At 65.3% G+C, this 25,641-nt stretch carries 31 protein-coding genes and 1 tRNA gene; 12 read left to right on the forward strand and 20 right to left on the reverse strand.

Annotated features, from left to right (window positions below; genetic code table 11):
• Positions 1–17: 17 nt before the first annotated feature.
• From CKJ84_RS03685 to CKJ84_RS03705, 5 genes are all read right to left on the reverse strand, one after another.
• Positions 18–90 (reverse strand) — tRNA-Ala (locus CKJ84_RS03685).
• A 54-nt stretch (positions 91–144) separates the two neighbouring features.
• The gene (gene glpR, locus CKJ84_RS03690) at positions 145–1,227 is read right to left on the reverse strand and encodes a gephyrin-like molybdotransferase receptor GlpR (protein WP_095545978.1); all 1,083 of its coding nucleotides are present in this window, start codon (positions 1,225–1,227) and stop codon (positions 145–147) included.
• A gap of 114 nt (positions 1,228–1,341) precedes the next feature.
• The gene (locus CKJ84_RS03695; protein WP_095537727.1) at positions 1,342–2,004 is read right to left on the reverse strand and encodes a GNAT family N-acetyltransferase; all 663 of its coding nucleotides are present in this window, start codon (positions 2,002–2,004) and stop codon (positions 1,342–1,344) included.
• A gap of 12 nt (positions 2,005–2,016) precedes the next feature.
• Positions 2,017–3,318, reverse strand: coding sequence for a gephyrin-like molybdotransferase Glp (gene glp, locus CKJ84_RS03700; protein WP_095535741.1), 1,302 nt, complete (start codon positions 3,316–3,318; stop codon positions 2,017–2,019).
• A gap of 20 nt (positions 3,319–3,338) precedes the next feature.
• Entirely contained in the window at positions 3,339–4,295 is a 957-nt protein-coding gene (locus tag CKJ84_RS03705) for a UTP--glucose-1-phosphate uridylyltransferase (RefSeq protein ID WP_095545979.1), read from the reverse strand.
• A gap of 77 nt (positions 4,296–4,372) precedes the next feature.
• Here CKJ84_RS03705 and CKJ84_RS03710 point away from each other — a divergent pair, with 77 nt between their 5' ends.
• The 3 genes from CKJ84_RS03710 (at position 4,373) to mscL (ending at position 6,155) form a co-directional block, all read left to right on the forward strand.
• Complete coding sequence (locus CKJ84_RS03710) at positions 4,373–4,957, forward strand: 5-formyltetrahydrofolate cyclo-ligase (RefSeq protein WP_095545980.1); 585 nt, start codon at positions 4,373–4,375, stop codon at positions 4,955–4,957.
• Between the two features lie 36 nt (positions 4,958–4,993).
• Positions 4,994–5,623 (forward strand): SAF domain-containing protein, encoded by a 630-nt coding sequence (locus CKJ84_RS03715; RefSeq protein ID WP_095535744.1) that lies wholly within the window; start codon positions 4,994–4,996, stop codon positions 5,621–5,623.
• A 91-nt stretch (positions 5,624–5,714) separates the two neighbouring features.
• Positions 5,715–6,155 (forward strand): large conductance mechanosensitive channel protein MscL, encoded by a 441-nt coding sequence (mscL, locus tag CKJ84_RS03720; RefSeq protein ID WP_095545981.1) that lies wholly within the window; start codon positions 5,715–5,717, stop codon positions 6,153–6,155.
• On the opposite strand, the gene CKJ84_RS11995 is transcribed toward mscL, so the two are convergent.
• From CKJ84_RS11995 to CKJ84_RS03755, 8 genes are all read right to left on the reverse strand, one after another.
• Complete coding sequence (locus CKJ84_RS11995; protein ID WP_133064050.1) at positions 6,152–6,346, reverse strand: hypothetical protein; 195 nt, start codon at positions 6,344–6,346, stop codon at positions 6,152–6,154. The genes mscL and CKJ84_RS11995 overlap by 4 nt on opposite strands.
• The gene (locus CKJ84_RS03725; RefSeq protein ID WP_095535746.1) at positions 6,343–6,909 is read right to left on the reverse strand and encodes a molybdenum cofactor biosynthesis protein B; all 567 of its coding nucleotides are present in this window, start codon (positions 6,907–6,909) and stop codon (positions 6,343–6,345) included. The genes CKJ84_RS11995 and CKJ84_RS03725 overlap by 4 nt, the downstream gene beginning before the upstream one ends.
• Positions 6,910–6,975: 66 nt before the next feature.
• Positions 6,976–8,265 carry a S1C family serine protease gene (locus CKJ84_RS03730; protein WP_095545982.1) on the reverse strand — a complete coding sequence of 430 codons (1,290 nt, stop codon included), beginning with the start codon at positions 8,263–8,265 and terminating at the stop codon, positions 6,976–6,978.
• 180 nt (positions 8,266–8,445) lie between these two features.
• Positions 8,446–9,909, reverse strand: a complete 1,464-nt coding sequence (locus tag CKJ84_RS03735) for a cell wall metabolism sensor histidine kinase WalK (RefSeq protein ID WP_233125473.1) — start codon at positions 9,907–9,909, stop codon at positions 8,446–8,448.
• Positions 9,906–10,604 carry a response regulator transcription factor gene (locus CKJ84_RS03740; RefSeq protein WP_095535748.1) on the reverse strand — a complete coding sequence of 233 codons (699 nt, stop codon included), beginning with the start codon at positions 10,602–10,604 and terminating at the stop codon, positions 9,906–9,908. Before CKJ84_RS03740 ends, CKJ84_RS03735 begins: the two co-directional genes overlap by 4 nt.
• A gap of 95 nt (positions 10,605–10,699) precedes the next feature.
• Complete coding sequence (rpmF, locus tag CKJ84_RS03745) at positions 10,700–10,873, reverse strand: 50S ribosomal protein L32 (protein WP_095277040.1); 174 nt, start codon at positions 10,871–10,873, stop codon at positions 10,700–10,702.
• A gap of 21 nt (positions 10,874–10,894) precedes the next feature.
• Positions 10,895–11,167, reverse strand: coding sequence for a type B 50S ribosomal protein L31 (locus tag CKJ84_RS03750; RefSeq protein WP_095277043.1), 273 nt, complete (start codon positions 11,165–11,167; stop codon positions 10,895–10,897).
• Positions 11,168–11,304: 137 nt separating this feature from the next.
• Positions 11,305–12,069 (reverse strand): CPBP family intramembrane glutamic endopeptidase, encoded by a 765-nt coding sequence (locus CKJ84_RS03755; protein ID WP_095535749.1) that lies wholly within the window; start codon positions 12,067–12,069, stop codon positions 11,305–11,307.
• Between the two features lie 37 nt (positions 12,070–12,106).
• On the opposite strand from CKJ84_RS03755, the gene CKJ84_RS03760 reads away from it, so the two are divergent.
• The 7 genes from CKJ84_RS03760 (at position 12,107) to CKJ84_RS03790 (ending at position 15,891) form a co-directional block, all read left to right on the forward strand.
• Positions 12,107–13,225 carry a sensor histidine kinase gene (locus tag CKJ84_RS03760; protein WP_095545983.1) on the forward strand — a complete coding sequence of 373 codons (1,119 nt, stop codon included), beginning with the start codon at positions 12,107–12,109 and terminating at the stop codon, positions 13,223–13,225.
• Complete coding sequence (locus CKJ84_RS03765; RefSeq protein ID WP_095545984.1) at positions 13,222–13,824, forward strand: response regulator transcription factor; 603 nt, start codon at positions 13,222–13,224, stop codon at positions 13,822–13,824. Before CKJ84_RS03760 ends, CKJ84_RS03765 begins: the two co-directional genes overlap by 4 nt.
• Positions 13,825–14,041: 217 nt before the next feature.
• Positions 14,042–14,278: a 50S ribosomal protein L28 gene (gene rpmB / locus CKJ84_RS03770; RefSeq protein WP_095277046.1), complete on the forward strand. Its 237-nt coding sequence runs from the start codon at positions 14,042–14,044 to the stop codon at positions 14,276–14,278.
• Positions 14,278–14,442: a 50S ribosomal protein L33 gene (gene rpmG / locus CKJ84_RS03775; protein ID WP_006841072.1), complete on the forward strand. Its 165-nt coding sequence runs from the start codon at positions 14,278–14,280 to the stop codon at positions 14,440–14,442. The genes rpmB and rpmG overlap by 1 nt, the downstream gene beginning before the upstream one ends.
• 3 nt (positions 14,443–14,445) lie before the next feature.
• A complete protein-coding gene (gene rpsN, locus CKJ84_RS03780) occupies positions 14,446–14,751 on the forward strand; it encodes a 30S ribosomal protein S14 (RefSeq protein ID WP_095277048.1) in 306 nt (101 codons plus the stop codon).
• Between the two features lie 14 nt (positions 14,752–14,765).
• Positions 14,766–15,014, forward strand: a complete 249-nt coding sequence (gene rpsR / locus CKJ84_RS03785; RefSeq protein WP_095277051.1) for a 30S ribosomal protein S18 — start codon at positions 14,766–14,768, stop codon at positions 15,012–15,014.
• A 199-nt stretch (positions 15,015–15,213) separates the two neighbouring features.
• Positions 15,214–15,891, forward strand: coding sequence for a TetR/AcrR family transcriptional regulator (locus CKJ84_RS03790; RefSeq protein ID WP_095545985.1), 678 nt, complete (start codon positions 15,214–15,216; stop codon positions 15,889–15,891).
• Between the two features lie 9 nt (positions 15,892–15,900).
• On the opposite strand, the gene CKJ84_RS03795 is transcribed toward CKJ84_RS03790, so the two are convergent.
• The 7 genes from CKJ84_RS03795 to CKJ84_RS03825 all read right to left on the reverse strand — a co-directional run bounded on the left by CKJ84_RS03795 (position 15,901) and on the right by CKJ84_RS03825 (position 22,262).
• Positions 15,901–16,776, reverse strand: a complete 876-nt coding sequence (locus CKJ84_RS03795) for a hypothetical protein (RefSeq protein ID WP_233125474.1) — start codon at positions 16,774–16,776, stop codon at positions 15,901–15,903.
• Positions 16,777–16,791: 15 nt separating this feature from the next.
• Positions 16,792–17,397 carry a hypothetical protein gene (locus CKJ84_RS03800; protein WP_095545986.1) on the reverse strand — a complete coding sequence of 202 codons (606 nt, stop codon included), beginning with the start codon at positions 17,395–17,397 and terminating at the stop codon, positions 16,792–16,794.
• A 135-nt stretch (positions 17,398–17,532) separates the two neighbouring features.
• Positions 17,533–18,027, reverse strand: a complete 495-nt coding sequence (locus CKJ84_RS12000) for a hypothetical protein (protein WP_133064051.1) — start codon at positions 18,025–18,027, stop codon at positions 17,533–17,535.
• A 53-nt stretch (positions 18,028–18,080) separates the two neighbouring features.
• Positions 18,081–18,992, reverse strand: coding sequence for a hypothetical protein (locus CKJ84_RS03810; RefSeq protein WP_095545987.1), 912 nt, complete (start codon positions 18,990–18,992; stop codon positions 18,081–18,083).
• 88 nt (positions 18,993–19,080) lie between these two features.
• Positions 19,081–20,607 (reverse strand): bifunctional phosphoribosylaminoimidazolecarboxamide formyltransferase/IMP cyclohydrolase, encoded by a 1,527-nt coding sequence (gene purH, locus CKJ84_RS03815; protein WP_095545988.1) that lies wholly within the window; start codon positions 20,605–20,607, stop codon positions 19,081–19,083.
• Entirely contained in the window at positions 20,591–21,202 is a 612-nt protein-coding gene (purN, locus tag CKJ84_RS03820; protein ID WP_095545989.1) for a phosphoribosylglycinamide formyltransferase, read from the reverse strand. Before purN ends, purH begins: the two co-directional genes overlap by 17 nt.
• Entirely contained in the window at positions 21,195–22,262 is a 1,068-nt protein-coding gene (locus tag CKJ84_RS03825) for a DUF6350 family protein (RefSeq protein WP_095545990.1), read from the reverse strand. Before CKJ84_RS03825 ends, purN begins: the two co-directional genes overlap by 8 nt.
• A gap of 625 nt (positions 22,263–22,887) precedes the next feature.
• Here CKJ84_RS03825 and CKJ84_RS03835 point away from each other — a divergent pair.
• Together CKJ84_RS03835 and CKJ84_RS03840 are read left to right on the forward strand one after the other, a co-directional pair.
• Positions 22,888–23,625: a M23 family metallopeptidase gene (locus CKJ84_RS03835; protein WP_095277076.1), complete on the forward strand. Its 738-nt coding sequence runs from the start codon at positions 22,888–22,890 to the stop codon at positions 23,623–23,625.
• Between the two features lie 824 nt (positions 23,626–24,449).
• Positions 24,450–25,379 carry a DDE-type integrase/transposase/recombinase gene (locus CKJ84_RS03840; protein ID WP_095545992.1) on the forward strand — a complete coding sequence of 310 codons (930 nt, stop codon included), beginning with the start codon at positions 24,450–24,452 and terminating at the stop codon, positions 25,377–25,379.
• The last annotated feature ends 262 nt before the right edge of the window (positions 25,380–25,641 follow it).

The raw sequence follows: 25,641 nt of genomic DNA on the forward strand, positions 1-25,641 counted from the left end.
TGGGGGTTTGAATTCAGTGGAGCTAAGGGGAATCGAACCCCTGACCTTCGCATTGCGAACGCGACGCTCTACCAACTGAGCTATAGCCCCTCGCTGGTTTGAAAGGTTACTCCTTTCACCCCAGAGCATGAAATCCGCAGGTCACTAGCTTGCGCGGGGCGTGTACTCGCCGTAGCCGTCCTCCCGCGGCTGCGGGCGCACGTAGCCAGGCAGCGCGTCGAAGTCCGGGTGTTCCTCGTCCAGGTCCAGGATCACGGAGCCGACGCGGCGGCGCTCGCGGGGGGTGGGCTGCGGGCGGTCCACGTCAACGCCGAGGCGGGCGCGGCGCAACTGGCGCACGCGGCGCTCGTGCAGCGCGCGCTCCTTCTTCACCACGCCACGCAGGACGATGAGGAACCAGGCAGTCAGGCCGGCGGTGATGGCGGGCAAGACCCAGGTCCACCCGCCCACGACGAACGCGACGACAAAAGTGACCACAAAGGAGGCGATGAGCACCAGCAGGGTGCGCTGGCGGCGCTGGAACCGGTCCGCTTTTGCGGTGCGCTCGCGCTCCGGGTCGTAGCCGCCGCGCCCACGCCGGGTCTTGGCAAACGCCAGGTCGCTGTCATCCGGTTCAAAATCGGGCTCGGGTTCCGATTCAGGTGCGACTTCGGCGGTGGAGGAGTCGTCTGCGTCCTCAGAGCCCTCAGAGTCCTCAGGGTCCTCGGGGGCGTAGCCGAAATCTGAGGGCGCGCCGTAGGACTCGCTCATCTCGTAGCGGTCGGCTTCCGCGTCAGTGTCCACGACGGTGGAGCCGCCCTGAGGCTCCCCGTCAATCGCCTCGTCACCCTTTTCGTCACTCTCCTCGTCAAGGTCGACGACGGTGGAACCCGCCTCCTCGTCCTCCGGCTCGGCGTCGATGACCACGGGGCGGTCCTCCTGGGTCGCGACCTCTTTGCGGAAGAAGTTGCGGAGGGTGGGTGTGTCGTCGATGAGCACCTGCTCCTCTTCGGCCTCGACGAGCTCGACGTCATCTTCGGCGGTGGTGTGGTGGTGCACATCGGCCGACGTGAGCTTGGGGCGGCGGCGGGCAACGACGGGCTCGGTGCCGCCCTCGTGCAGGACGCGCGTTTCCTCGTACCCCTCGCCAGAGCGGCGAATCTTCTTCGTGTTCCCCAGCATCATCGGCGCAAGCACGATGACCCACACGACGAGAATGAGGACCAGAATGAGGCTCGGGCTGCCCATGGGCAATGCCACCTTTCAACGCAACCAATTGGGTGTGTACACAGAACTGGCCCCAACGCTATCCGTGCGCACTCGGCCCCACCGCCAGGCGCGCCGGACCCTGTGCCTGAAAAATTACTGAACCGGCCGAACGCGCCCCGCCGCGCGCAGCCGCTCCACGGCGGTGTGCGGGAAATCGTCCGCGTTCAGCGCCACGAAGTGGTGGTCGCGCCACTGCCCGTCGATGTGCAGGTTCTTGCGGAGGTAGCCCTCCTCGCGGTAGCCATTTGCCAGGAGCACGCTTTTCGACGCCGGGTTGTCCGGCAGGAACGTCGCCGTCACCCGGTGCATGCCCACCCTCGCAAAGGCGTGGTCCGTGCCGAGCGCGCACGCCGCTGTCGCGATGCCGCGCCCCATGAATGGCGAGTGGACCCAGTAGCCGATCCAGCACTCGCTCACCGCACCGTGCTGGATATTGCCCAGCGTCACCTGCCCGGCGAACTCGCCGTCCGCGACGATGACCAGCGGCACGACGACCCCGTCAGCCGCCAGCTTTTTCAGGTTGAGCCAGTTGGCACGCCAGGCTTGCGGCGAGTGCGCGTCAGCCCACGTCCCTTGTACGGTCGGCTCGACCGGCTTGAGCCAGTGCTCGTCCAGCACGCGGGTTTCGCTCCATGCGCGACCGTCGCCGGATTTGAGCGGGCGCAGGTGGACGTGTGTTCCGTCCGCCAGCCGCAGCGCGGGCGTCGTTTCCGGCCAGCCCGGCGTGGGCTCGCGGAAGAGTGCAAACAGGTCCACCGGGGCAGGTTCCTAGCTGCGCTGCTGCAGGAATTCAACATCCACGAACTCGCCCGGGCGCACCTGGAGCACGTCCTCGGGGATGCGAATCATGGCGTTGGCCTCGGCGAACCCGGCAAGCAGGTGCGCCGCGCTACCGTCGAGTGTGCCCAGCGACTCCACCAGGTACTCCCCCGTCTCCATGTCGCGCATGAGGCGCGCACGAATGTAGCCGCGGCGGCCCTTGATGGAATCAATGTGGCGCACCGAGCGGGCCTGTACCGTGCGGCGCGCGACGCTCGCCTTCCCAAGCGACTGCCGGATCGCCGGGCGCACCAGCGTCTCCGCAATCACCAACGCGCTGACCGGGTTGGACGGCAGCAGGAAGACGGGCGTACGCTCCTCGCCGAGCAGGCCGAAGCCTTGCACAGACCCGGGGTGCATGGCCACGCGCTGCGTGTCGAGCTCCCCCATCTCGCGCAGCACGTCCTGGATGACGTCCGCGCCCGAACCGCCAACGGCGCCGATCACGATGACTACTTCGGACCGCGCGATGTGCCCGGCGATGGTCTCGCGCAGGCGGCGCGGCTCCGCGTTGACGATGCCCGCGCGCACCACGTCCGCGCCGGCCTCTTCGGCGGCGGCTGCAACGGCGTACGACGCGACGTCGTACACCTGCCCAAGGCCCGGGTCGCGGTCTACGTCCACCAGCTCGAGGCCGTAGCTCATCACGGTCACGCGCGGGCGCGGGTAGACCAGCACCTTCTCGCGCCCCGCGGCGGCCACGAGCCCGATCTGCGCCGGCCCGAGCACCGAGCCCTGGCGCACGGCGATGTCCCCCGGCTGGATGTCCGAGCCGGGTTTGCGGACAAAGTCGCCGGTGCGCACTGCGCGCGACGGGGTGACGCGCTTGCGCCCCCGGTCACTCCATTCCAGCGGGAGGACAGCGTCCGCGAGCGTTGGCAGCGGCGCGCCGGTGGCAACGCGCACGGCCTGGCGCGGCTGGAGGCGAAGCGGCTTCTGCGAGCCCGCCGCGACCTCCCCCACCACGGGCAGCGTGCGGTCGCGGTGCGGTGTGCGGCGTTCCGTAGTCTCCCCGCCGTCCTGCTCCTCCGGGGGCTCCGCGGCGAGGCGCAGGCCCGCGGTGCCGCCCACGTCCACGGAGCGCACGGCGTAGCCGTCAACCGCTGCCTGTGAAAAGCTGGGCAACGGGGCGGTTGCGGCGATTTCCTCGGCGCACATGAGGCCGAGGGCATCAAGGATTCCGACGCGGATCGGCTCAGGCGTCACCGCCGCGTCTACCACCATTGCTTGCTGGTCTTCAACGCTGCGCATTGGACCAATCCTAGTGGGAACTAGCGGACAATATCGGGATTCTCCGCTTCGAAGTCGCTGATAATCTGCTTCAGCGCCGTGTACAGGGCCGGACCATACTTCTCGTTGTGCAGCCCAAAGTCCACATTCGCCGGGATGTAACCACCCGGATTGCCCAAATCGTGGCGCTTCCCGTCATGCACCACCACGTGCACCGGGTGGCCCTCCGTGATCATCAGCTCGATCGCATCAGTCAGCTGCAACTCACCACCCTTGCCCGGCTCGATCCGACGCAACGCGTCAAAAATCGCCCGATCCAGCAGGTAGCGACCCGTGGCCACCAACGTCGACGGCGCATCCTCCACCGCAGGCTTTTCCACCATGCCACGCACACGCTTGACCTCAACACCATCAACCTCGGTGTCCACCTCCTCAACGTTAAACACGCCGTAGTTGAACACCTCCTCACGGCTGACGTTAAACGCGCACAACACCGAGCCACCAAGCTCCTGGCGCACCTTGACCATCTTCTCCATCACACCCGCCGGCAACACCAAATCATCCGGCAGCATGACAGCGACAACGTCCTCGTCATCATCCAGCGCGTCCTCCGCACACCCCACGGCGTGCCCCAACCCCAGCGGCTTATCCTGCGTCACCGAAATCGCATCAATCAGCTCACCAGCGCGGGCGACCTTTGCCACCTGCTCGTCCTTACCGCGCGCAGCAAGCGTTTCGCGCAGCGTGGAAAACTCGCCGAAGTGAGCCATGATCTCCTCTTTCTGAGGAGCCACCACCACCGCCAAGCGCTGCGCACCCAGCTGGGCCGCCTCCTCCGCGATCAGCTCAATACCGGGAGTATCCACCACCGGCAAAAGCTCCTTCGGCACCGTCTTCGTCGCCGGCAGAAAACGAGTACCCATACCCGCCGCCGGCACGACAACCGTCTTCACCGCACCATGGGAAGGCACGGATGATACTTCGTTAGAATTCCGCATAAATGTCGAGCCTACATGGCCAGTTGCTGCTATTTTGCTCCGACCCACGTTCTCCGCCCAACCCGAAGGGGGCCACCATGCCAACGCCAACCGAGGACAAGCGAGCCCTGCGCGCCCGCCACACCGAATTCCGCCGCCGGCTCCGCCACGACCCCGCCCGCAAGACAGCGCTCGACGCGGCGATCCTGACCAACGCTGTTGCCTGCATCGACGCGTTCGGCGCACGTGGCGCCAACATCTCCGCCTACAATCCGCTCCCCACCGAGCCAGGCCCGGCAGACTTCGCCGCGCAGCTGCGCCGCCACGCGCGGAGCGTCTTCGTCCCAATCTCGCTGCCGGACTGTGTGCTGGCGTGGTCGCTGGCGGACGGGGCGACGCAGCCCGGCGCGCTCGGCGTCGCGGAACCGACCGGTGCCCGGTTCAACTCCCGCGTCCTCTCCTCCTGCGCGCTGCTCCTGGTTCCCGCGCTGGCCGTCGATGCCCGGGGGATGCGGCTGGGCAAGGGCGCCGGCTATTACGACCGGGCGCTCGCTGGGCTGGACGTGCCCACGGCGGCGGTGCTCTACGACGAGGAGGTCGTCGACGCTGTCCCCCACGACGCGCACGACGTCCCCGTGCGCGCGATCATCACGCCGCGCGGGTGGCGGGCAATTTCGGTGTAGAGGGAACCGCCGCGCGTCCGGCTGCGTCTAATATGCATGGACCTCTCGCAACGACTCACTGGACTCGCCCACCGCCTGCGCACCCCGGGCTATCGACGCTCCGTGCTCCTCCGACGCGCGCTCGCCGCCGCACTCGTCTGCGCCGCAGGCCTCAGCGCGCTGCTCAACGCGTCCCGCGCCGACCCCCTGGTTGTCACCTTCGCCCGCCCCGTCGCCGCGGGCGCCCGCGTCACCGATGAGGACCTGCAGCTGCAGCGGGTGCCCGAACGCGTCGTCCCGGAGGGCGCGCTGCGGGAGCAGTCCCTGGCCAGCGGGCACATCCTCGCCGCGGGCGCCGCGCCCGGCGAGGTGGTCACCTCCACCCGGCTCGTCGGCCCCGACCTGGTGAGCGAGCTCGTTGCGGGCCAGCCGGAAGGAGAGCCGTTCACCATGGTGCCGGTGGCGCTCGCGGAGCCGGACATCCTGCCCATGCTGCACCACGGCGCCGTCGTGGACGTGATCGCGGAGGGGCCGACGACGGTCGCCTCCGGCGGGCGCATTGTCACCGTTGGCGAAGAGGGCACGGTGCTCGTGCTGATGCGGCGGTCGCAGGCGTCGGCGGTGGCGGCGGCGTCGTTAAGCATGCCCCTCGCCGTTGTTTTGGCCTCTGCTGGCACGCCGGCATAAACTGCGTATCCTTGACACCTGCCATGCGCACGCATGGCGGTGCCGTTTCTTCCCCCACTACGCAATGCTCTTGCAAAGGAGTGCATGTTTCATGCTGAAAGGTTTCCGCGATTATATTCTGCGCGGCAACGTCATCGATCTGGCCGTCGGTGTTGTCATCGGCGCCGCCTTCACCGGGCTGGTCACGGCGTTCTCTGACGCCATCATCAACCCGCTGCTCAACATCTTCGGCGACGCCGAGGTGGGCGAAGGCTGGAAGATTCCGGTCATCCCGGGCCGCCCCGAGACCGCCCTCGACCTGGGCATGCTGGTCTCCGCCGCGATCAACTTCCTGCTCATCGCCGCGGTGGTCTACTTCCTCATCGTCGCGCCGATGAACAAGCTCAATGAGATGCAGAAGCGAAAGCGGGGCATCCCCGAAGACGTCGCTGCCCCGACCGAAACGGAGCTGCTCACTGAGATCCGCGACCTGCTCGCCGGCCAGTCCCCGGAGCAGGCAGGCAGCACCACCCCGCCCGCGACCAGCAACTAGTCCCCACCGTGGTGGGGCGGGCGCTCGTAGTCGTAGAACTCCCGCCCCGTCAGCTCCGCGGCCGGGTCGCCGTCTTCCTCAAAGGACACCGCGCGTTCGCCATCGCCCCCGGCCCCCGTGAACGGCGCGTCCGCCGTGCGGTCGTAGTCCACGTCCGCGACGCGCCGCGCCCTTCGCCGCTGCCGCGTCATTTCTGCACGGTGTAGCTGTTGAGCTCCGAGATCAGGTGGTCCACCAGCGGCGCGATGGTGGCCACGCCGTCACGAATCGCCTGCCGGCTCGGAGCCAGGTTGACCACCACTGTGGAGCCGGACACACCACAGATGCCGCGGGAGGTGCACGCGTCGACGGCGCCGCAGGCCTGGCCGGAGGAGCGAACCGCCTGCGAGACGCCCGGCACCAGCTTGTCAATCACCGCGCGCGTGGCCTCCGGCGCCTTGTCGCGCGGGCCGACCCCGGTCGCGCCGACGGTGAGCACGAGGTCGACGCCGCCGACCACACCGGTCTCAATCACCTTGCGGATTTCGGACTTCTTCGACTTGGTGCGCACCACGCCATCGACGTGGTAGCCGTACTCGCCCAGCAACTCCGCGACCATCTCGTGCGTGTTGTCGCCGGGGGCCTCGTAGCGGTGATCACCGATGAGCACGATGATGGCCCGGGACGGGGCGGGAGTGTCCTCCGCGAGCTCGGTGGCCCGCAAAAACGCGTCGTCCGGCTCCACGTTTTCCAGCGCATCAAGTGTTGTGGACATGTGCCTTCTTTCCCTCTCTCGCTTCGACGTTGTTCCGGCCCCGCGACCGGAGGAGTGTCCTTTAACTTACTCGGAACTCAGCGTCACATCTACGGAAACGGGAGCCTCCTCCCCCTCCCGCCGGATCTGCAGGGTGACCGTCTCGCCGAAGTCGTGGGAACGCGTCGCCGCGATGAGCGCGTCGGCGGAATCGATCAGCCGGTCGCCCACTTTGGTGATCACGTCGCCCCTACGCACGCCAGCCTGCTCCGCCGGGCTATTCGGCTCCACGCCGGCGACGACGGCGCCGTCGTCGCCCATGTCCATGGCGCTGACTCGCACGCCCAGCATCGGCTGAGAGGCGCTGCCCTTGTCAATCAGCTGCTGCGCCACGCGCTTGGCAAAGTTGGACGGGATTGCAAAGCCCAGGCCGATGGAGCCGCCCTGCGATTCCTGCCCGTAGCCGCCCGCAGACAGCGACGCAATCACGGAGTTCATCCCGATGAGGTTGCCGTGCATGTCCACCAGCGGTCCGCCCGAGTTACCGGGGTTAATCGCGGCGTCCGTCTGGATGCCGTCCATCAGCGAGCTCTCGCCACCGCCTTGCGACGCCCGCACCGGTCGGTTCAGCGCCGAGACGATACCGCTGGTCACCGTCGCGGACAGGCCCAGCGGAGAGCCGACGGCCACCACCTCCTGGCCGACGGCGAGCTGGTCGGAGTCGCCGAACTGCATCGTCGGCAGGTCCTTCACGCCCTCAATCTTGATCACGCCGACGTCGGTGTTCACGTCGCTGGCCACGAAGGTGGCGTCGTGGCGCGAACCGTCATTCAGCGTGACCTGGATCTGGGACTGCGAGCTCGCCGCATCGGCGATCACGTGGTGGTTCGTCAGCACGTAGCCGTCCGAGGAGATAATGGAGCCGGAGCCTTCCGCCGACGCACGCGGCGTCTGCACCACGATCGAGACCACGGCGGGCAGGACCTGCGACGCCACGTCTTCGACCGAGCCCTTCGGCGCCGCGTGTGCCTCCCCCTGGTCGTTCTGCTGGTCGTTCTGCGGAGCCGGGGCTGCCGGCGCCTCCAGGGCGCTGTACGAGCTCTCCTCACCGTCGTTGGTTTTGCTCACCACGTACCCGGAGCTAGCGCCACCGACAAGCGCGGCGACGAGGGCGGTGGCGATGACGGTCCCCGCCCCGAAACGACGCTTCTCGCGAGCCCCCTCCGGCGCGCTTGGCACCTGGTCGACGTGGTACACGGTCGGCTGGCCCTGGCGCGTCTCGGTCAGTGCGGGAGATGTATCTGTGTTGCTGGTAACACGATCCGAGCCGACGCTCGCTGCGCGACGGGGGTTGCGTGGATCCTCTGGAAAAGTCATGGAGGTAATTATCAACCTTTCTGCTGGAGCCAGTCTTGATGCCTGAACAGACTCCACCTAAAGTTATCTGAACGTTCCCTGTGCGCTGTGCACTGGTGCAATGCCGCTTATCGACGAAACCCCGCCCGGTGAGATCCCTCCCACCAAGCGGGGCAACGCGACCGTGCGCACACGCGCTTGCTAGTCCTCCGCGGGCGGGCGCCACCCCGGGAACACAACACGCATGCGGGTGCCCCCGTCGTCGGATTCCTCGACGAAGATCTGGGCGTCGTGGCGGTCGAGTACCTGTTTCACAATCGCCAGCCCCAGGCCCGAGCCCGGCATCGCGCGCGACTCCGGGGCGCGGTAGAACCGTTCGAAGACGCGGGCGCGCTCCTTCGGCGCAATGCCGGGGCCGGAATCGTCGACAATCAGCACCGCCTTCGTCGTGGCCGCCTTGAGCGAGATGCGGACGGTGCCGCCGTCCGGGGACCACTTGGCGGCGTTGTCGATCAGGTTAATCGGCGCGCGCCCCATGGCGAAGTGGTCGCCCATGATGACCCACGGGTCGGCGTGGAACTGGAACGTGACGTCCGGGCGGCGGCGACGCACGCGGTCCAGCGCCTCCTCCAGGATCATGTCGAGACGGAGCTCAGTGAACTCCGTGTTGGGAGAGTCCTCGCGCGCAAGGTCGACGAGGTCTCCAATCAGCGTGGACATCTCCTCCATCTGCGCCAGCACGTCCCGCTCCAGGTTCTCGCGCTCCTCGGGCGAGATCATGTCCTGGTGGCCGGACTTGTACATCATCATGAACAGCTCAATGTTGGTGCGCATGGACGTCAGCGGCGTCTTCAGCTCATGGCCCGCGTCTGCGACGAGCTGCGTCTGTCGGGTACGCGAGTCCTGGAGCGTCTGGATCATCCGGTTGAACGAGCGGCTGATGTTCGCGAGCTCGTCGTCGCCCTCAACCGGGAGCGGCTTGAGCTCCTCGGTGCGGGTCACCTCGTCCACCGCTTTTTGCAGCCTGCGCAGTGGATACAAACCGGTCGCGGCGACAACGGACGCGACGGCCCATGCCATCGCAATGCCGAGGCACAGGATGACCAGCAGCGCCGCACCGGAGCTGCCCTGCAGCCGGCGCGAGGGATCCACCTGCTGGGCGAGCGCCACCGCAGAGCCGTCGTCCTTGCGGAGGACCAGGATGCGCTCCCCGCCCGCAGTACGGACCGAGATTTCTTCGCCGTCCGCTTCCCTGTGGAACGCCCCACCGATCGCGATCGCATCGCCGTAATAGCGATTGGACTGCGGCGGCGACACCGCTGCGTGGATCTGCGGGTTGAAGTACTTAAACGCCGCTATCTTCCCCTCAAGCTCATCGACGGGATGCCTTTCCACCTCGTCCATCAGCGCATCCGCCTTCACCCGGAGGTCGCTATCCATTGAATTCGTGATCGTCGTGGCGGCAGCCCAGAAGCTGACCAGGGCGGTGACCAAGATGGTGAAGGCGACCATCACGCCAGTCAGCACCACGAGCTGCTGGCGCAGAGAAAGTCCGAGCCCAAGGAACCGAGAGCCGCGGAAACCTGACGCCTCCGCGCCCCCCTGCTCGTCGATCCACGCGTCCTTATCGCGCTGGTAAGTCTCGGCTGATTGCCGAAGGATCACGGTGCAGTCTCCCGCAGCACGTAACCAACGCCTCGGACGGTGTGGATCAGGCGCGGCTCGCCCGCAGCCTCCGTCTTGCGCCGGAGGTAGCCGATGTACACCTCGAGCGCGTTGCCGGAGGTTGGGAAGTCGTAGCCCCACACCTCTTCCAGGATGGTCTGGCGGGTGAGCACGCGACGCGGGTTCTGCATCAGCAGGTGCAGCAGCGCGAACTCGGTGCGCGTCAGCGAGATGGTACGGGAGCCGCGCGTGACGTCTCGGGTCTCCGGGTTGAGCGTGAGGTCCTCGAACTTCAGCGCGGAGGACTCGTGGTCGCCGCCCTCGATGGAATCCGCGCGGGCACGGCGCAGCAGGGAGCGAACGCGGGCAAGGAGCTCTTCGAGCGCGAACGGCTTGGGAAGGTAGTCGTCGGCACCGGCATCCAGCCCCGCCACCCTGTCAGACACGCCGTCACGCGCCGTAAGCATCAGCACGGGCCGATCGTAGCCGGACGAACGCAGCGTACGGCACACGCCAAGCCCGTCAAGCTTAGGCATCATCACGTCAAGGATGGTCAGGTCCGGCTCTTCCGCGCGGATCAGATCCAGCGCCTCTTCGCCATCTTCCGCCAGGCACACCTCGTACCCGTTGAAGCGAAGAGAGCGCCGTAAGGATTCACGCACGGCCTGCTCATCATCGGCCACAAGAATTTTCATGTTTCTATTATGGCTTACTCGATGATTTTTGGTGCATAAGACCGCAAAAAAGCCGATTCCCCAGGTCAGGGAACCGGCTTCCGGTGGAGCTGCGTTTAGAACTGCTCCACGTCAATCAGGCCAGCCTGCGCGGCCTTGACCAGGCGACGCGGGATGCGAACTTCCTGGCCGTCGATCTTGACGGTCTGCAGTGCGGCGTTGTCAGCCTTCCACTGCGAGCGACGCATGCGGGTGTTTGCGCGGGACTTCTTAAACTTCGGGGTAGCCATTTCTCAATTCCTCCTTTACGCCTAGTTAGCGGACTTCTTCTTACGGCGAGCCATGCCACCGAAGCGCTGGTTGAACTTCTCAACGCGGCCAGCGGTGTCCATGAGGCGCTGTGCGCCGGTCCAGAACGGGTGGGACTCAGCGGTCACGTCGACAACGATGAGCGGGTACTCGTTGCCGTCCTCCCACTGATCGGTACGGTCGGAGGTCTTGGTGGAGCGAGTCAGGAACTTGTGGCCCGTGTTCGCGTCCTGGAAAATCACCGGGTGGTAATCCGGGTGAATATCCTTCTTCATATACTTCGTCTCCCTCAGGATTGAACTTCAGGTCGTCTCCTCCGCGAGGATCGTGCCTGAGTTGGGTGCGAAAATGGTCAAGTGCACAGCGATTGCTGAACAACCTGCAGAATTATACTGCTTCAGGGTGCATTTCCCTAATCGCGCATGTTTGCTTTTCGACGCCACAGCACCAGCGCCCCAGCCAACGCTTGCGCCAGGCCGAGCACGAGCCATGCAACGTTGCCCAGCTCAACCGGATAAGCCAAGCTCAATACCGCAAGCATGAGGTGCATGCCGCCGTGCGAGCCTGCGGCCCACCAGAAGCTACCAAAGCGGTAGACCAGCGCCGCACCCAAAATGGACATCCCGAAGGGCATCACCAGGTAGACGAGGTGGTCCAGCGCACTTTGTTGCCCACCGGCAGAAGTCAGGTGAATCAACGTGAAGGCGGCCGTTGTCCACACGATGGTGAGAGTTTCTCGGTGCCGCGTGAGATCGAACAGCCAGCCGCGGTAAAGCAGCTCTTCGGGGATCCCTTGCAGCAGGTATGCGCGCACCAGGATCCACGCCAATACTGCGCCCAGCGGATAGTCGCCAGCGTCGACTGCCTCTGGCACCGCCGGCCCGGGCCCGAGGATCGCCGCGAGCACCGCCCACCCCACGAGCATCGGCACGGACACCACGAGCGTGCCGCCGACAAGGCCCCAGGCCCCGCGCCAGTTGATGCTGGAGCGCTCAACGAAGCGCGCCCACACAACGACGAACGCGACCACCAGGACGGGTGTAAGGCAGAACAGGAGCGTTTCATCTACGTATGGGACGAGCGGGACCCGAGCGAAGTTTGCGCCCATGAGCACACCCGTAGCAATGATGGCGCGGAGCACGAGACCGAGTGCGTTAACAGGAATTCTTGGGTTCATGGTGCACGACTTTATTGAGCACACACTGGCTTAAATAGTGGATGCGGTCACCAAAATCCATGACCCGAGTCATGGGTGTCAGCCGGTACGTTTGGACACCATGAACCGTGTCCACCTCCACCTTTTGGACAGCATTCTGGTGTTCGCCACCATGCTGTACCTCAACTTCGCGTCAGCCGCGCTCGCGCGAGAGGAAGTACTTTTTGCGGTCGCCCTGCTCACCGTCGCGGCGTGGGTGGCGTGGCGCAAGACGGAGCATAAGGCTGCCGCAGTGGTCTTCTCCCTGTGCGCGTTCGCTGTCTTCGCTACGGCGAATAACCCGATCAGCATCCTCGTCCTGTGGTGCGCCGTCGTTGCGTTACATATGAGCCTGGGCAAACGTGCAGCGTACCTCTACGCTGGTGCGATCGTCGTGGCTTCTTTTCTCGCACAGCTGAAGGTCCAGGCCCCGGTGAGCAAGGTCGCGATCGAGACACTCTCCGGCGCTGCCGCAGCCGCAGCGGGACTCAACCTGGCTTCGACGGTCGCTCGGCAGCGCTGGCACGAGGCGCGCCAGCAGGACATGGCGATGGCGAAAGAGCGCGAGAGAATCGCCGCAACGCTTCACGACGCCCTCGGGCACCGCCTCACCACTATCGGGCTTAGCCTCGACTACGCACTCCGCATCCCCGACGCGGAAAAGCGCGATAGTGAGATCGCGAGGGCACGCGCTAGTGTCTCGGAAGCTTTGCACGAGATGCGGGCAACTGTGCGGGCGATGAAGCCTGCCGCACATCCGGACGAAGACATCGAGTCCGCACTTTCCCATTTAGCGGAGTCATTCGCCTCAACTTCGCTGGAGGTGCAATTCACCCACGCCCCGCACACAACGGGCGCAAAGCACTCCACCGAGGAGCGTATGCTCATGCTGCATTTTTGCCAGGAAGCATTGACAAATGTGTTGCGGCATTCGCACGCAACGAAAGCACAGATCCTGCTTGATCATGGCTCACTTGCCGTGGTTGACAACGGGACCGGCATGGCCGGGCCGGAGGCGTTCGGCATCACGTCTCTTCGCGAACGCGCCGCAGGCCTCGGGGGTGAGATCACTACGCTCGCCCACGGCGGCATTGACCGCGGGTTCCGCATCGAATTGCACCTGAAGGAGAAGTCATGACCACACGCGCGCTGCTTATCGACGACCACGAGATGCTCCTGCGCGGCCTCAGGCTCATCTTGGACACCAACGACCGGGTCGAAGTCGCCGCAACAACTACCGACGGAGCAGAAGCGCTCAACCTTGCCCGCCGCTATAACGTCGACGTGGTGGTCACCGATGCTGCAATGCCGGGCACCGACGGGCTCGAGGTCGTTCGCGCCTGCAACCCACACGTCCCTACCCTCGTGCTCACCACGTTTGATGACGCAAACCTGGTCAAGAGCTTGCTCGACGCCGGCGCCTCCGGATACATCCTGAAAGACGTTTCCCCGGAAGAATTGGCAAACGCTATCGTCGCGACCGCCCAAGGTGGACTCGTTCTCGACCCGCGGATCGCCCGCTACGCAGCGGGAAACCCGCAGCTGGCAATCCTAACCCCCACAGAACGCTCCGTCGCCGAAAAAGTCGCACGTGGAATGAGCAACCAGGAAATTGCCGGTGCGCTTTTCCTGGCTGAAGGCACCGTGAAAAACCACGTGTCCGCTCTACTCCGAAAACTCAAAGCACGCGACCGAACGGTGCTCGCCTTGCGTTTAGCCAAAGCATTAGGGCTCTAGGCTCCGCCCCCTGTGTGGCCGGGAAGCGAAATCGCCTGAGATTAGGAAATTTGGCGCTAAACATGTATCGTTGACTCTCGCTGTTGTCGAAGTACACGTATACGCCTACGTCAACCGATTGCACCAGACGCTCTCGCGGACCCTCACTCCGCTTTGCAGTGGCGTCATCCTCACTTGTGATCAGTGCGTGGGCGGCAGAAGAGAAAGAAGTCAACCCATGTCGGCACATTGCCAGGTCACGGGACGCGAGCCAAAGTTTGGCAAGACCGTCTCGCACTCGCACCGCCGCCACTCGCGCCGTTGGAACCCCAACGTGCAGAAGCGCCGGTTCTACCTGCCCTCCGAGGGCCGTACCATTACTCTGAACGTTTCTACCAAGGGTCTGAAGATCATCGACCGTGACGGCATCGAGTCCGTCGTGGCAAAGATCCGCGCACGAGGTGAGAAGATCTAATGGCACGTAACGATATTCGCCCGATCATCAAGCTGAAGAGCACCGCGGGCACTGGTTTTACCTACGTCACCCGCAAGAACAAGCGCAACAACCCGGATCGCATCACGCTGAAGAAGTACGACCCGGTTGTGCGCAAGCACGTCGAATTCCGCGAGGAGCGATAATCAATGGCTAAGAAGTCGAAGATCGCCAAGAACGAGAAGCGCAAGGAGATCGTTGCTCGTTACGCAGAGCGACGCAACGAGCTCAAGGCAATCATCCGCAACCCGGAGACCTCGGACGAGGACCGCCTGGACGCGCAGTTTGAGCTGAACCGCCAGCCCCGCGACGCTTCCCCGTCGCGCGTGCGCAACCGCGACTCTCGCGATGGCCGCCCCCGCGGCTACCTGCGTAAGTTCGGTGTGTCCCGTGTCCGTATGCGCGAGATGGCTCACCGCGGTGAGCTGCCTGGCGTCCGTAAGTCTTCGTGGTAAGGAGGAATTGACCAATGAAGCGCAATAACCAACGCAAGGCGCGCATGGAGCAGTCCCGCCGCCCGAAGAAGAACCCTCTCAAGGCCAAGGGCATTGAGAAGGTCGACTACAAGGATATTGAGACCCTGCGTCTGTTTATCTCTGACCGTCACAAGATCCGTTCCCGCCGCGTCACCGGCTTGACCCCGCAGCAGCAGCGTCAGGTTGCTACCGCCGTCAAGAACGCGCGCGAGATGGCTCTTCTGCCGTTCACCACCCGCTAACCAGCGGTTGACGTCAACAGCGTAGAGTTTTCGACCCAAAGCCTGCCCCGCCCGGATGTGATTCCGGTGCGGGGCAGGCTTTTTCATGCGCTGCCGCTACCTTTCTAACGATTGAAAGGCCGCGGCGTGCAGTAGACTAGGAACGCACACGCGTCGCTGCCTTCCCTGCAGACCGGCGCCGTTTTGAGAGGAGTAGTGGATGAGCGGAAACGTGGGTCGCCCCCGCAAGAACAGCCCCCGTCGTCGCGGCAAGACAGCCCGCGACGAAATCCTCGACGCTTCCTCGGAACTGTTCACCCGCCGCGGCTTCTCCACCACGTCCACGCACCAGATCGCGGAGGCCGTGGGCATCCGCCAGGCGTCGCTGTACTACCACTTCCCCTCCAAGAACGACATCTTCCTCACCCTGCTCAAGGGCACGATCCAGCCGGCGTTGGACCTCGCCTCGGACTTGGCGGAGTCGGACGCGTCGCCGGCGCTGAAGCTGTGGGCGCTGTGCGCCGCCGAGACGCGCATCCTGCTGTCTTCCAATTGGAACATCGGTCGCCTCTACCAGCTGCCGACGCTGGAATCGGAGGAGTTCGAGGAGTACCACGAGGCCCGCGCGAAGCTCGAAGGCATCTACCGCGACCTTGCCGCGCAGATCGTCGGCGATGACGACCCGCGCATCGAGCTGCCGTTCCACATGACGCTCGCCGCGATTGAGATGCGCGACAACACCGGTGTGGCGCCCTACCCGCTTGTCGACGATGCCCTACCCGCCCCCTCAGTCATGATCGCCGATGCCGTGCTCGACGTGCTCCACACCGAGCTCCCCGCCTGCCGCGGCGAGCGCACCCTGGAGCTGGTGGCGAAGGTGTCGGGAAACCCGGAGTAGCAGCGGGGCTTACGGCTGGCAGCGCGCCGCCGGCAGAAACTCGGTCCCCTCCCCCAACCGCTGCGCCATCGCGTTGAGCATCTGCTGCCCTGTGTCGTACGCGCCGTCTGCGGGAAACGCGGTGAATGCCACGGGCGCGTAGCTCCCGTCCGCGCGCGGCACAAGCCCGAACTGCCGCACCTGATACATGCCGGCTGTGTCCGGGCCCCACCCACCCTTGAACAGGGCCCCAAGCGTCCCCAGGCCGTAGGACTGGCCCGGGTCGACCTGCCCCATGAGCTGGAGCACCTGCTCGGCGCCAGCAATGCACGCGAGCGAGTCAGCGAGCTGCGCTTCATCGTTGACCGTGAGGGCGGTCTGGCCGAACGTGGAGAACTCCGGGCGAGTCTTCGCCGTATTTACGGGCACGGTAAGGCCGGACTCGCTGAGCACCGCATCCACCGCGTCGGCACCTGCGGTGGCGTAGAGCCGTTCCGCAGCGGCGTTGTCCGAGGCGGTGATGGCGGCGGCGACGTCGCCGGAGGCAGCGGGATCGGCGCGGAGCGCGGCGATCGCGATGGGCACCTTGATCGTCGACCACGCCGCGGTCGCCCCCTGCTCCCCTGAGGCCACTACTCCGTTCGGCCCGGAGACGGCGGCGCCGGCGGTTCCCCAGGCGGAGGCGGCCTGCACGGTGGCGTCGAGAAGCGACTGCGCGTCTGGGGTCGCTGCGCTGTGCTCAGTCGTGGACGGGGCAGGTGCGGGCGCGGGCGGAGGCGTGACGAACTCGGTGGACTTCACCACGACTGTCGGTGGTTCCTGCTGCGGCCCAGTCGGCACGGTACAGGACGACAAGACGCAGGCGGACGCGGCGAGCGCAACGCCGAGCCGGAGAGGGGCTACCAAATCCGGACCCTGGCGTTATTGCCGCCGGAGCAGTACACGGTGCTGCCGCCGCTGCACGACATGGTGTAGGTGTATCCCGTCCGCGGGGCTGTACGCAGAGATCGTGACGTTCGTGCTGCCCGAACTGTTGTACGCGTCGACGAACTCGCTGTACACGTTCGCGGCAAACGGCCCGGTGGTCACCCCGGTATCGGCCGCGTAATGCGAGTACGTGTGACGCGAGGGCGCCGGTGCTGCCGGGGCGGGCTCCTCGGCCTGCTGCTGGGCGGGCGCCTCCTGCTGGAGCGTCTGGGTCTCCACATCCGTAATGGTCACCGGCTCGCTCGAGCCGCTGAACGCCCCGGAACCAAACAGGTACGCAAGCACGCCCACTATCGCCGCGAGCAGGACCCCAATGATGGCGATGAGCCACGGGGTCCAGTTTCGGCGATTCTCCTCGTCGTACGGGTACTGCCCCTGGCCATACGCCGGTCCGTATTGCTGTGGTGGATATTGCTGCGGTGCGTATTGCTGCTGGGGCTGCTGCGGGTACTGGCCCGAGAACTGTACCGTCTCGGTGTCCGCGGCGGCCCACTGCTCCGTGCTGGGGTTCACGTCGCCTTGGCCGTACTTACTGCTCATTGTCGCGCCTTTCCCGAGGCGCGGGGGCGCGCCGAGGGTCATGTATGCAAATTGGGGGTTCTGGGAAATGATAAATCAACATCTGCCAAAATGTTGAAATTCACCGCGCATTTCCCTCACCGCAAGCTGGGTGCGCTACCGGCTCGTCGTCGGGCTGGTCTTGGTCGTCTTCGAGGCTTGTGACTTCTTCGTCTTGCTCGCCGTTGCAGTGCTTGTCGACGCCCCCATGCTCGCCTTCGACGACGCCACAGCCGAGGACTTCTTCGACGTCTTTGAGGCTTTCGGTGTCTTCGACGTCTTCGGCGCCGTCGTGCTCGTCGGCGCGGGAGCCGGCGCCACCCTCGTCGTCGTCACCTCCGTGACCTGCGTCGACGTCACGACCATGGTGCTGGTAACACTCTCGGGTTGCTTCGCGCCCTGCGCGAGGCCACTCACCGAGGTGTAAAAGAGCGCCCCCATGATGAGCGCGGCCGCCCCGACCAGACCGCCGACGAGCCAGGTACCAACCGCCCCGCGGCGGTCGTCGTCCTGAGTCTCGTCCTGATATTCATCGACCTGCTGCGCGGGAAGGACCTGGGTAGGCGGGTCAACCTCCTGGTCACGCTCGTACTCGCGTTGTCGGTCGACCACGCACTACCGCCTTTCTTATTTCGGCCTGCAGAGTGTGCAGGTTTCACAAGAGGTTAGCAGCGCGCGGTGGGCAGGGTCCCGCGCATCCCGTCAAGGCCGCGTGCGAGTTCGCTGAGCATTTGGGTGCTCTCCGCGTAGCCGCCGTGGCTGAACGCGGTGATCGCCACGGCGACATCGCCGTTCGGGCCCGGGACCAGGCCGAACTGCCGGGCCACGTAGCCGTCCTCGTGCGTGTTCCAGCCGCCCTTGAAGCGGGCACCGCCAATCTGGCCAAGGCCCCAGCGCTGGTCCGGGGTGATCTGCCCCATGAGGTCCAGCACCGGCTCGTGGCCCGCGACGCAGCGCAGCCCGGAGGCAAACTGCGCCTGGCCGGAGGTGTTCCAGAGGGTATCCATCCCGTACGCCGCGGAGGTCGTCGTGGCGGAACCCGCCTGCTGGATCACCTTGACGGACTCGGCGCCAGGGACCTGGTTGTACATGCGGTAGGCGGCGTCGTTGTCGGAGACCGTGATGGCCAGGCGGGCGTCGTTGGCAAAGCCCGGGCTCTGGCGCAGGGCGGCGATGGCCAGCGGCACCTTCATGGTGGAAAACGCCGGGTAAGCGGCGTTGTCTCCGGCGGTGATCTGCGCGCCGTTGCCCGCGACCGAGACGGCGACGCGGCCGTTGTGGTGCCCCTCCACCGCGCGTACCAGCCCGTCAAGGGCCGCCTGGTGGTCAACGGCGGGCTGCGCGGCGGCGCCCGGCGCGTGGGACGGCTGCCCCGCCTGGCCGGGCTGCTTCGGCCGCAGCTGCGGCGGGACCTGTTGCTTGATGTTGTCGGGCAGGCCGTTGTAGGCCTGCACGTACGCATCGCCGATGACGGGGAGATCCTCCACCGCCGGCATCACCGGCAGGGAGATCCCCATGGCCATCAGCGCCGCGGTAATTTGCTTCGCCCACGGCTGCGAAGAAAGTTGCGAGGACACGAATCTGCGCTCCCTACGTCACGTTACTGCCGTTTATTTACGGCTGACCTTAAAAGTATACGTAGGATACCATTCTGTGCCCCGCAAATTAGTGAGCGAAGTGGCGAGTCCCCGTCAGGTACATCGTCACACCGGCCTCCTTGGCGGCGGCGATGACTTCCTCATCGCGGATGGAGCCACCCGGCTGCACCACAGCCTTCACGCCCGAGTCGGCGAGCAGCTGGAAACCGTCGGCGAAGGGGAAGAACGCGTCGGAGGCTGCCACGGCCCCGTTGGTGCGGTTCTTGCCCTCGTCCAGGGTGTTGGCGCGGTCGACGGCGAGCTTCGCCGAGTCGACGCGGTTGACCTGGCCCATGCCAATGCCTACCGACGCCCCCTGGGCCGCAATCAAGATCGCATTGGACTTCACGCAACGCACACTGCGCCAGGCAAACTCCAGGTCGGTCAGGGTCTGTTCGTCGGCGGCCTCGCCGGCGACCAGCTTCCAGTTCGAGGCGGCGTCCCCCTCAGCCTGGTAGGCGTCGCGGTCCTGCACCAGCCAGCCGCCGGAGATCTGCTTCCGCTCCTCGCCGGGCTGCTTCGGCTCGACCTGCAGGATGCGCAGGTTCTTCTTCTCCTGAAGCACCTCGATCGCCCCGTCCTCGTAGGACGGAGCCAGGATGACCTCGGTGAAGATCGGCTTGACCTGCTCCGCCATCTCGACGGTGACCTCGCGGTTCGCGGCGACGACGCCGCCGTACGCGGAGACCGGGTCGCAGGCGTGCGCCTTCGCGTGCGCGTCGGCAATAGAATCGTCCGACACCGCGACGCCGCACGGGTTGGCGTGTTTGATAATGGCCACGCAGGGGCGCTCATGATCCCAGGCGGCGCGCCACGCAGCGTCGGCGTCCTGGTAGTTGTTGTAGCTCATCTCCTTGCCACCGAATTGGGTGGCGTTGGCAATGCCCCAGCCCTCGTTGACCAGGCGGGCTGCCTGGTGCGGGTTCTCGCCGTAGCGCAGTGCGTCGCCCTCGGCAGCCCCCTCGGCGCCGAGCTGTTCGGCGAACCAGGAGGAAACGGCGGCGTCGTACTGCGCCGTGTGCGTGAACGCCTCGAGCGCGAGGCGCTTGCGGTCCTCCAACTCGAAGCCGTCGCCCTTCACAGCATCAATGACGTCCGCGTAGCGGGACGGGTTGGTCACGACGGCGACGGACGGGTGGTTCTTCGCGGCGGCGCGCACCATGGAGGGGCCGCCGATGTCGATCTGCTCCACGCAAGCGTCGAAATCCGCCCCGGAGGCGACGGTCTCCTCGAACGGGTACAGGTTCACCACGACGAGCTGGAACGGCTCGATGCCCAGCTCCTTGAGCTGCTCGGCGTGGGCGTCCTTGCGCAGGTCCGCCAGGATGCCGGAGTGCACGCGCGGGTGCAGGGTCTTGACGCGCCCCTCGAGCACCTCGGGGAACCCGGTGAGCTCGGCGACCTCGGTGACGTGCACGCCGGCGTCGGCAATGCGCTTGGCGGTCGAGCCGGTGGAGACGATCTCTACGCCGGCCTCGCCGAGCGCGCGGGCGAGATCCTCCACGCCAGTCTTGTCGTACACGCTGATCAGCGCGCGCTTAATCTGAATTCCCATTGAACAGTACCTTCCCGTCGGAGATGGTGGCGCCGCGCAGCAGACCCACAATCTGCTCGCGCTCCGCCTGCTTGATTCGTTCGTGCAGAGTGGACTTCGTGTCGCCCTCCTGGATGCGCACCGCGCGCTGAGCGATGATCTCGCCGGTATCCATCCCAGCATCCACGTAGTGGACGGTGCAGCCGGTCACCTTCACGCCGTACTCCAGCGCGTCCTCGACGGCGTGCGCGCCCGGAAACGCGGGCAGCAAGGAGGGGTGAGTGTTAATTGTGCGCCCTTCAAACTCATCCAGGAACGCGCTGCCCAAGATACGCATAAAGCCCGCGGAAACGACCACGTCAGGCTGTGCCTTGGCCACGGTCGCCGCGAGCTCCCTATCCCAGGCAGCGCGATCATCGCCAACAGGCACGACCCCGGTGCGCACACCGGCGTTCTTCGCGCGCTCGATGCCGGGACACACTTGGTCCGCGACGACGAGATCGACGCGGTACGGACTCTGGATGTCGTCCAAAATCGCCTTGAGCAGGCTGCCTGTGCCGGAAACCAGCACAGCAACGGACAATGATTGGCTACTCACGGGGCATAGCTTAGTCATCCTGCTTCGCACTGCGGAACACGGCAACCGCCCACACCAGCAAGCTCAGTACCGCCAGCCACCCGAGCAGGAGGACTCCCAGCTTCCACGCGGTGGGGCCGACGGTCCCGTAGGCGCCGGCCTCGCCGGAGGTGAGCACACCGAGGACCAGACCGATCACGCCGCCCCAGACGCCTGTCGCACCCGCCTGCGCCAGCGTCGGCCGGACCTTCCAGAGCGACGCCAGGATCACGCCGGCCGGGATCAGCATGCACACCGGCGCCCACGCCGACACGCTCTCCGGCACCGCGGCCAGCAGCGGCAGCGGCGGCAGGGCGACGTTGCCGGAGGCGAACAGCGAGGTGGACACCCCGGCGTAGTCGAAGGACCCGCCGAGCAGGACCGCCATCGACGTCACCGCAGCGTTGGGCAGGTAGAGCAGGCACAGCAGCGTCAGCCACAACCCACCCGCGGCCCCGAGGTTGGGGTAGGCGGCGACCAGGTCGCCGACCCGCTGGTAGTGCAGCGCCAGCACGACCAAGGCAACGACGCCGCCGGCGAGTGCGAGGTTCCGGATGGCGTTGAGGGCGGTGAGCGCGGCGTCGATAAGCACTTCCGGCACCCCGCCTCGCTTGGCCAGCGCGCGCCACAGCACGGTCCGGAGGCCGAAGCAGAAGCCAATGAAGTGCAGCGCTGGCGGCAGGAGCAGCGCTAACGCGGCGGGCGGGCTGCTGACCGGGTAGACCGCCGAGGCGTCCGACACCATAAACAGGGCGATGCCGGACAGCGTGAGCGGGATGAGGAGAGTGAGCGCGAGCAGCACCCCCAGGTCGAGGATGCTCACCCGGTGGGCGGTCGCGGCGCGGACGCGAGCAGCCACGATGGCGATCGCGCCGAGCGCAGGCAGCAGCGGGACCGCACCGAGGGTCACGCCATCGAACTCGAACGGGACGCCGTGGCCGACCAGCCACGTCTCGCCGATAGCCATCGGGAGGTACGAAAGTGGCCAACCACCGATCAGCAGCACCGCGAAGCACAGCGCGATCGCGCCGAGCCCGAGTACCGCGTTGGGGACCAGCACGAAGCCAAGGTAGTGGCGGATGCGCTCGCCCCACGTCTGCGGGACCGCATCCGCCTTTTCGGGACGGCCTCGCAGCTGCTGCGTGCGACGCGTCCGGTTGCCTTGTCGCAGCCGTTTGCGCTTCTCGACGCCTCCACGCGGTCGGCGAGCCTGCCCGCGCCCGTCGGCATCACTGCGCTCACTCGGCTCACTCGTCGCACTTGCTTCACTGTATTCTCGCTGTTCACGCAAGGTAACGCGCGGGCGGCTCCGCTGCGGCCTCGAGGAGGGCCCTGTTTGGGGGCTTGAATTGGTGCTCATCGTCGTTAACTTTGCCACTGAATTGCCGCTGCCCGATGTCCAACACTCCCCCGCGTACCCGCGCAGCGGCGGTAAAATACCCGGACGACTCCCAACAAAATGCAACGTCCTGGGCCCGCCCGGGCATGAGGCGCTACACGCTCGCGTGCGAGCGCATTTATGTAACGAATCAACAACCTGAAAACGATTAAGAAAATTTTAGAATCCAGCTTGCCATGCCGAGACCAATTCGTTACAGTGGCCTCTCGTAGATAACAGGAAGGTTACGATCCGCTACCGGGAAGGTTGCGGAACGCAGACCAACGGAACGCTTCAAAGAGGGCACATGTACAACGCATCGAAGCAGGGCGGCAAGCACCGCAAGCAGACCCCGAACAAGGGTCGCGTCGCCATGGTCGCCGTCACCACCGGCGCAGTCTCCACCGCCGGCCTCTCCGGCGCCGCCGCCGCAACCCTGGCCGCAGACGGCCCGCAGACCTCCAACGTTGACATCGAGCTGGCTGCGGACACCAACCAGCTTGTTGACGACGCCGTCGCCACCGCCGACGCCCTCGCCTCCTCCCCGCAGGTGCTGGCCATCTCCGAGTACAAGCCGGTCACCAACTTGACCGACCAGCTGGACAAGGCCGTTGCACACTCCGACGAGGTAGCAAAGGCCGACGAGGCCGCCCGCGCACCGCAGACCGTCAAGCCAGCAGAGGGCGCATTCACCTCCCCGTTCAGCCCGCGTTGGGGCTCCTTCCACTACGGCGTGGACATCGCAAACTCCCCGGGCACCCCGATCCTCGCCGTTATGGACGGCACCGTGATCGACTCCGGCCCGGCGCAGGGCTACGGCAACTGGATTCGCCTGCGCCACGATGACGGCTCCGTCTCCGTCTACGGCCACATGCAGACCCTCAACGTGGCAGTCGGCGAGCGCGTTCATGCCGGCCAGAACATCGCCGGCATGGGCAGCATGGGCTTCTCCACCGGCTCGCACCTGCACTTTGAGATCCACCCGGACGGCACCACGCCCGTCGACCCGGCCGCTTGGCTGGCAGAGCGCGGCATCTCGCTCTAAGACCTTCCTTCCCCTCTTGACGCCCCGGGTTTCCCGGGGCGTTTTGCGTTGCTGCGGCGTTCGCTGGGATCACGGGCCCGGCTCGGTGTGCCGTTGGGGTGCGCTTTGGCCTGTTTGACGAGAACGCGATGACGAAGACGCGGAATTTGGGACCGCGGACAAATAGTTGGAGTGTCCCCGGGGGCGGAGAGGGTTTCTGATGTCCGCGCATTTTCCCCGTGAGATCCGGGAGCAAGCAGTTGATAAGTTTCTTGAAGGCATGCCGTACAAGCGCATCGGCGATTGGCTGGAAGAAAGCTATGGCCAACGCCCTTCTCGGTCAACGGTCGGGTTATGGGTCAGGCAAAGACGTCACGGTCGCCCTCTTAGCCCGCAGCCGGGTATGCATGCCCCGGAAACAGTCGCTGATGCGGTTGCACGTCGTGTGACCTCAACACAGTCGTTTGCAATTATCGGCGACCAAGTTGGCGTCGCCAGTGGGTCAGTGCGGAAATGGACTTCGCGGTACTGGCCCGACGCGCAAGAGGTTGCCGCTGCCGCGTCGCTGCCGTTCGACGAGGTCTACGCGATCACAATGGAACGTGTGAGCAAAGATCGCAGAAACAAACGCACCAAACAGCAACAGCGCATCGCTGATAAGCACAACGCCGCAACCCGTCCGGCACCGGTAGATTCCTGGTTGCCAGGCCCAGGTCCTGTCCCTGATATGGATGCGCTGCCTGATGACCCTGCAGAGTTAAAGAAACTCCTCGCCCAGGAACGCGAACGCCAAGCGNCTCGCGGAGTCATCGTTTTATCACCACCAGGGCAAACACCAACGCAGTGTGGCAAAACGCAAGGCACGCCGCGACAAGTACAAAGTACTCATCCGCCAGGCAGTCGATGAGTGCGGGCAAAGCTACGGCTACCGGCGCATCCACGCGTGGCTTGTTCGCGGTGGGCATCGCATATCGGAAAAAATTGTGCGTGAGCTGATGGACACACTCGGCTGCCACCCACCAGCAAAAGCATCCACGAAGTACTCCTCATACACCGGCGAGACCGCGCACCGCCCGGCAAACCTGCTGCTCATTGGCGATAACGAGCGCCCTGCTAATGAGACACATACCCTTGCCCGCCCTGAGGTGGCGCACTCGCAGTATTTCACCCGGTATGCGCACAGTAAGGGGTTGACCCATGATTTTCACGCGGATCAACCTTGGCAGAAAATTGGTACCGATGTCAGCGAAATCCGCTGCAGTGACGGCAGGCTCTACTTGTCAGCAGCCATCGACTTCTTCGACGGGATGCCCATTGCTGTGACCATGTCACAAACGCCAAACCATGAGCTGGTTGCCGGGATGATTGAACGGATCGACGCGGTAAAACCTGCTGATGCGCAACCGATCCTGCACTCGGATCGTGGAGGGCTCTACCGCAGCACACGCTGGGTCAACCTGATTACCGACCACGCCCACAACATCACCGGGTGCAAGGCATGCGCCACAGGGGAATGGTGCCAGAGGCGGTGGCGATACATCCCGTCACTGTCACGGAAAGGCACAAGTGGTGATAACGCGCGCACCGAGGGGTTCTTCGGCACGATGAAACAAGAACTGCTCAAAGGCAGACCCGCCACCAAAAAGATGACGGTGGCACAAATGCGAGACTATATTGACAACTACATCGACTTCTACACCCACACCAGGCTGAAGTCGACGCTAGGCAACGGCTATGCCACCATCGCCGAACACCGCCAAGCACTTGGAGTCTAAACAACAACACACAAGCCCACGGGGCACTCCAACAAAACATCCGCAGGCCCTTTTCGTCGCACCCTCGTCATCCAGTCTTCGTCATGCAGGACGGGCCGTTTGGGGCGCGCCTTTTCCACCCCAGGCCAGGTCGGGCGTGGAGCATCCGCCCAGCTTCCAACCAAACCGACCCCCATCCCCGGACTCCCCCTCAACTCGCGTCACTTTTGCAACAATTTTCACTCCAGCAACACCCGCGTTGACCTGCGTGGACGGCGGAAAA

Origin of the sequence: Corynebacterium sp. NML 120412 (assembly GCF_002285155.1) — a bacterium.
GTDB lineage: Bacteria > Actinomycetota > Actinomycetes > Mycobacteriales > Mycobacteriaceae > Corynebacterium > Corynebacterium gottingense.

Coding starts and splice junctions, on each gene's coding strand:
- glpR (WP_095545978.1), bottom strand. CDS start 1,227: ATGGGCAGCCCGAGCCTCATTCTGGTCCTCATTCTCGTCGTGTGGGTC.
- glp (WP_095535741.1), bottom strand. CDS start 3,318: ATGCGCAGCGTTGAAGACCAGCAAGCAATGGTGGTAGACGCGGCGGTG.
- CKJ84_RS03705 (WP_095545979.1), bottom strand. CDS start 4,295: ATGCGGAATTCTAACGAAGTATCATCCGTGCCTTCCCATGGTGCGGTG.
- CKJ84_RS03710 (WP_095545980.1), top strand. CDS start 4,373: ATGCCAACGCCAACCGAGGACAAGCGAGCCCTGCGCGCCCGCCACACC.
- CKJ84_RS03715 (WP_095535744.1), top strand. CDS start 4,994: ATGGACCTCTCGCAACGACTCACTGGACTCGCCCACCGCCTGCGCACC.
- mscL (WP_095545981.1), top strand. CDS start 5,715: ATGCTGAAAGGTTTCCGCGATTATATTCTGCGCGGCAACGTCATCGAT.
- CKJ84_RS11995 (WP_133064050.1), bottom strand. CDS start 6,346: ATGACGCGGCAGCGGCGAAGGGCGCGGCGCGTCGCGGACGTGGACTAC.
- CKJ84_RS03725 (WP_095535746.1), bottom strand. CDS start 6,909: ATGTCCACAACACTTGATGCGCTGGAAAACGTGGAGCCGGACGACGCG.
- CKJ84_RS03730 (WP_095545982.1), bottom strand. CDS start 8,265: ATGACTTTTCCAGAGGATCCACGCAACCCCCGTCGCGCAGCGAGCGTC.
- CKJ84_RS03740 (WP_095535748.1), bottom strand. CDS start 10,604: ATGAAAATTCTTGTGGCCGATGATGAGCAGGCCGTGCGTGAATCCTTA.
- rpmF (WP_095277040.1), bottom strand. CDS start 10,873: ATGGCTACCCCGAAGTTTAAGAAGTCCCGCGCAAACACCCGCATGCGT.
- CKJ84_RS03750 (WP_095277043.1), bottom strand. CDS start 11,167: ATGAAGAAGGATATTCACCCGGATTACCACCCGGTGATTTTCCAGGAC.
- CKJ84_RS03755 (WP_095535749.1), bottom strand. CDS start 12,069: ATGAACCCAAGAATTCCTGTTAACGCACTCGGTCTCGTGCTCCGCGCC.
- CKJ84_RS03765 (WP_095545984.1), top strand. CDS start 13,222: ATGACCACACGCGCGCTGCTTATCGACGACCACGAGATGCTCCTGCGC.
- rpmB (WP_095277046.1), top strand. CDS start 14,042: ATGTCGGCACATTGCCAGGTCACGGGACGCGAGCCAAAGTTTGGCAAG.
- rpmG (WP_006841072.1), top strand. CDS start 14,278: ATGGCACGTAACGATATTCGCCCGATCATCAAGCTGAAGAGCACCGCG.
- rpsN (WP_095277048.1), top strand. CDS start 14,446: ATGGCTAAGAAGTCGAAGATCGCCAAGAACGAGAAGCGCAAGGAGATC.
- rpsR (WP_095277051.1), top strand. CDS start 14,766: ATGAAGCGCAATAACCAACGCAAGGCGCGCATGGAGCAGTCCCGCCGC.
- CKJ84_RS03790 (WP_095545985.1), top strand. CDS start 15,214: ATGAGCGGAAACGTGGGTCGCCCCCGCAAGAACAGCCCCCGTCGTCGC.
- CKJ84_RS03800 (WP_095545986.1), bottom strand. CDS start 17,397: ATGAGCAGTAAGTACGGCCAAGGCGACGTGAACCCCAGCACGGAGCAG.
- purH (WP_095545988.1), bottom strand. CDS start 20,607: ATGGGAATTCAGATTAAGCGCGCGCTGATCAGCGTGTACGACAAGACT.
- purN (WP_095545989.1), bottom strand. CDS start 21,202: ATGACTAAGCTATGCCCCGTGAGTAGCCAATCATTGTCCGTTGCTGTG.
- CKJ84_RS03835 (WP_095277076.1), top strand. CDS start 22,888: ATGTACAACGCATCGAAGCAGGGCGGCAAGCACCGCAAGCAGACCCCG.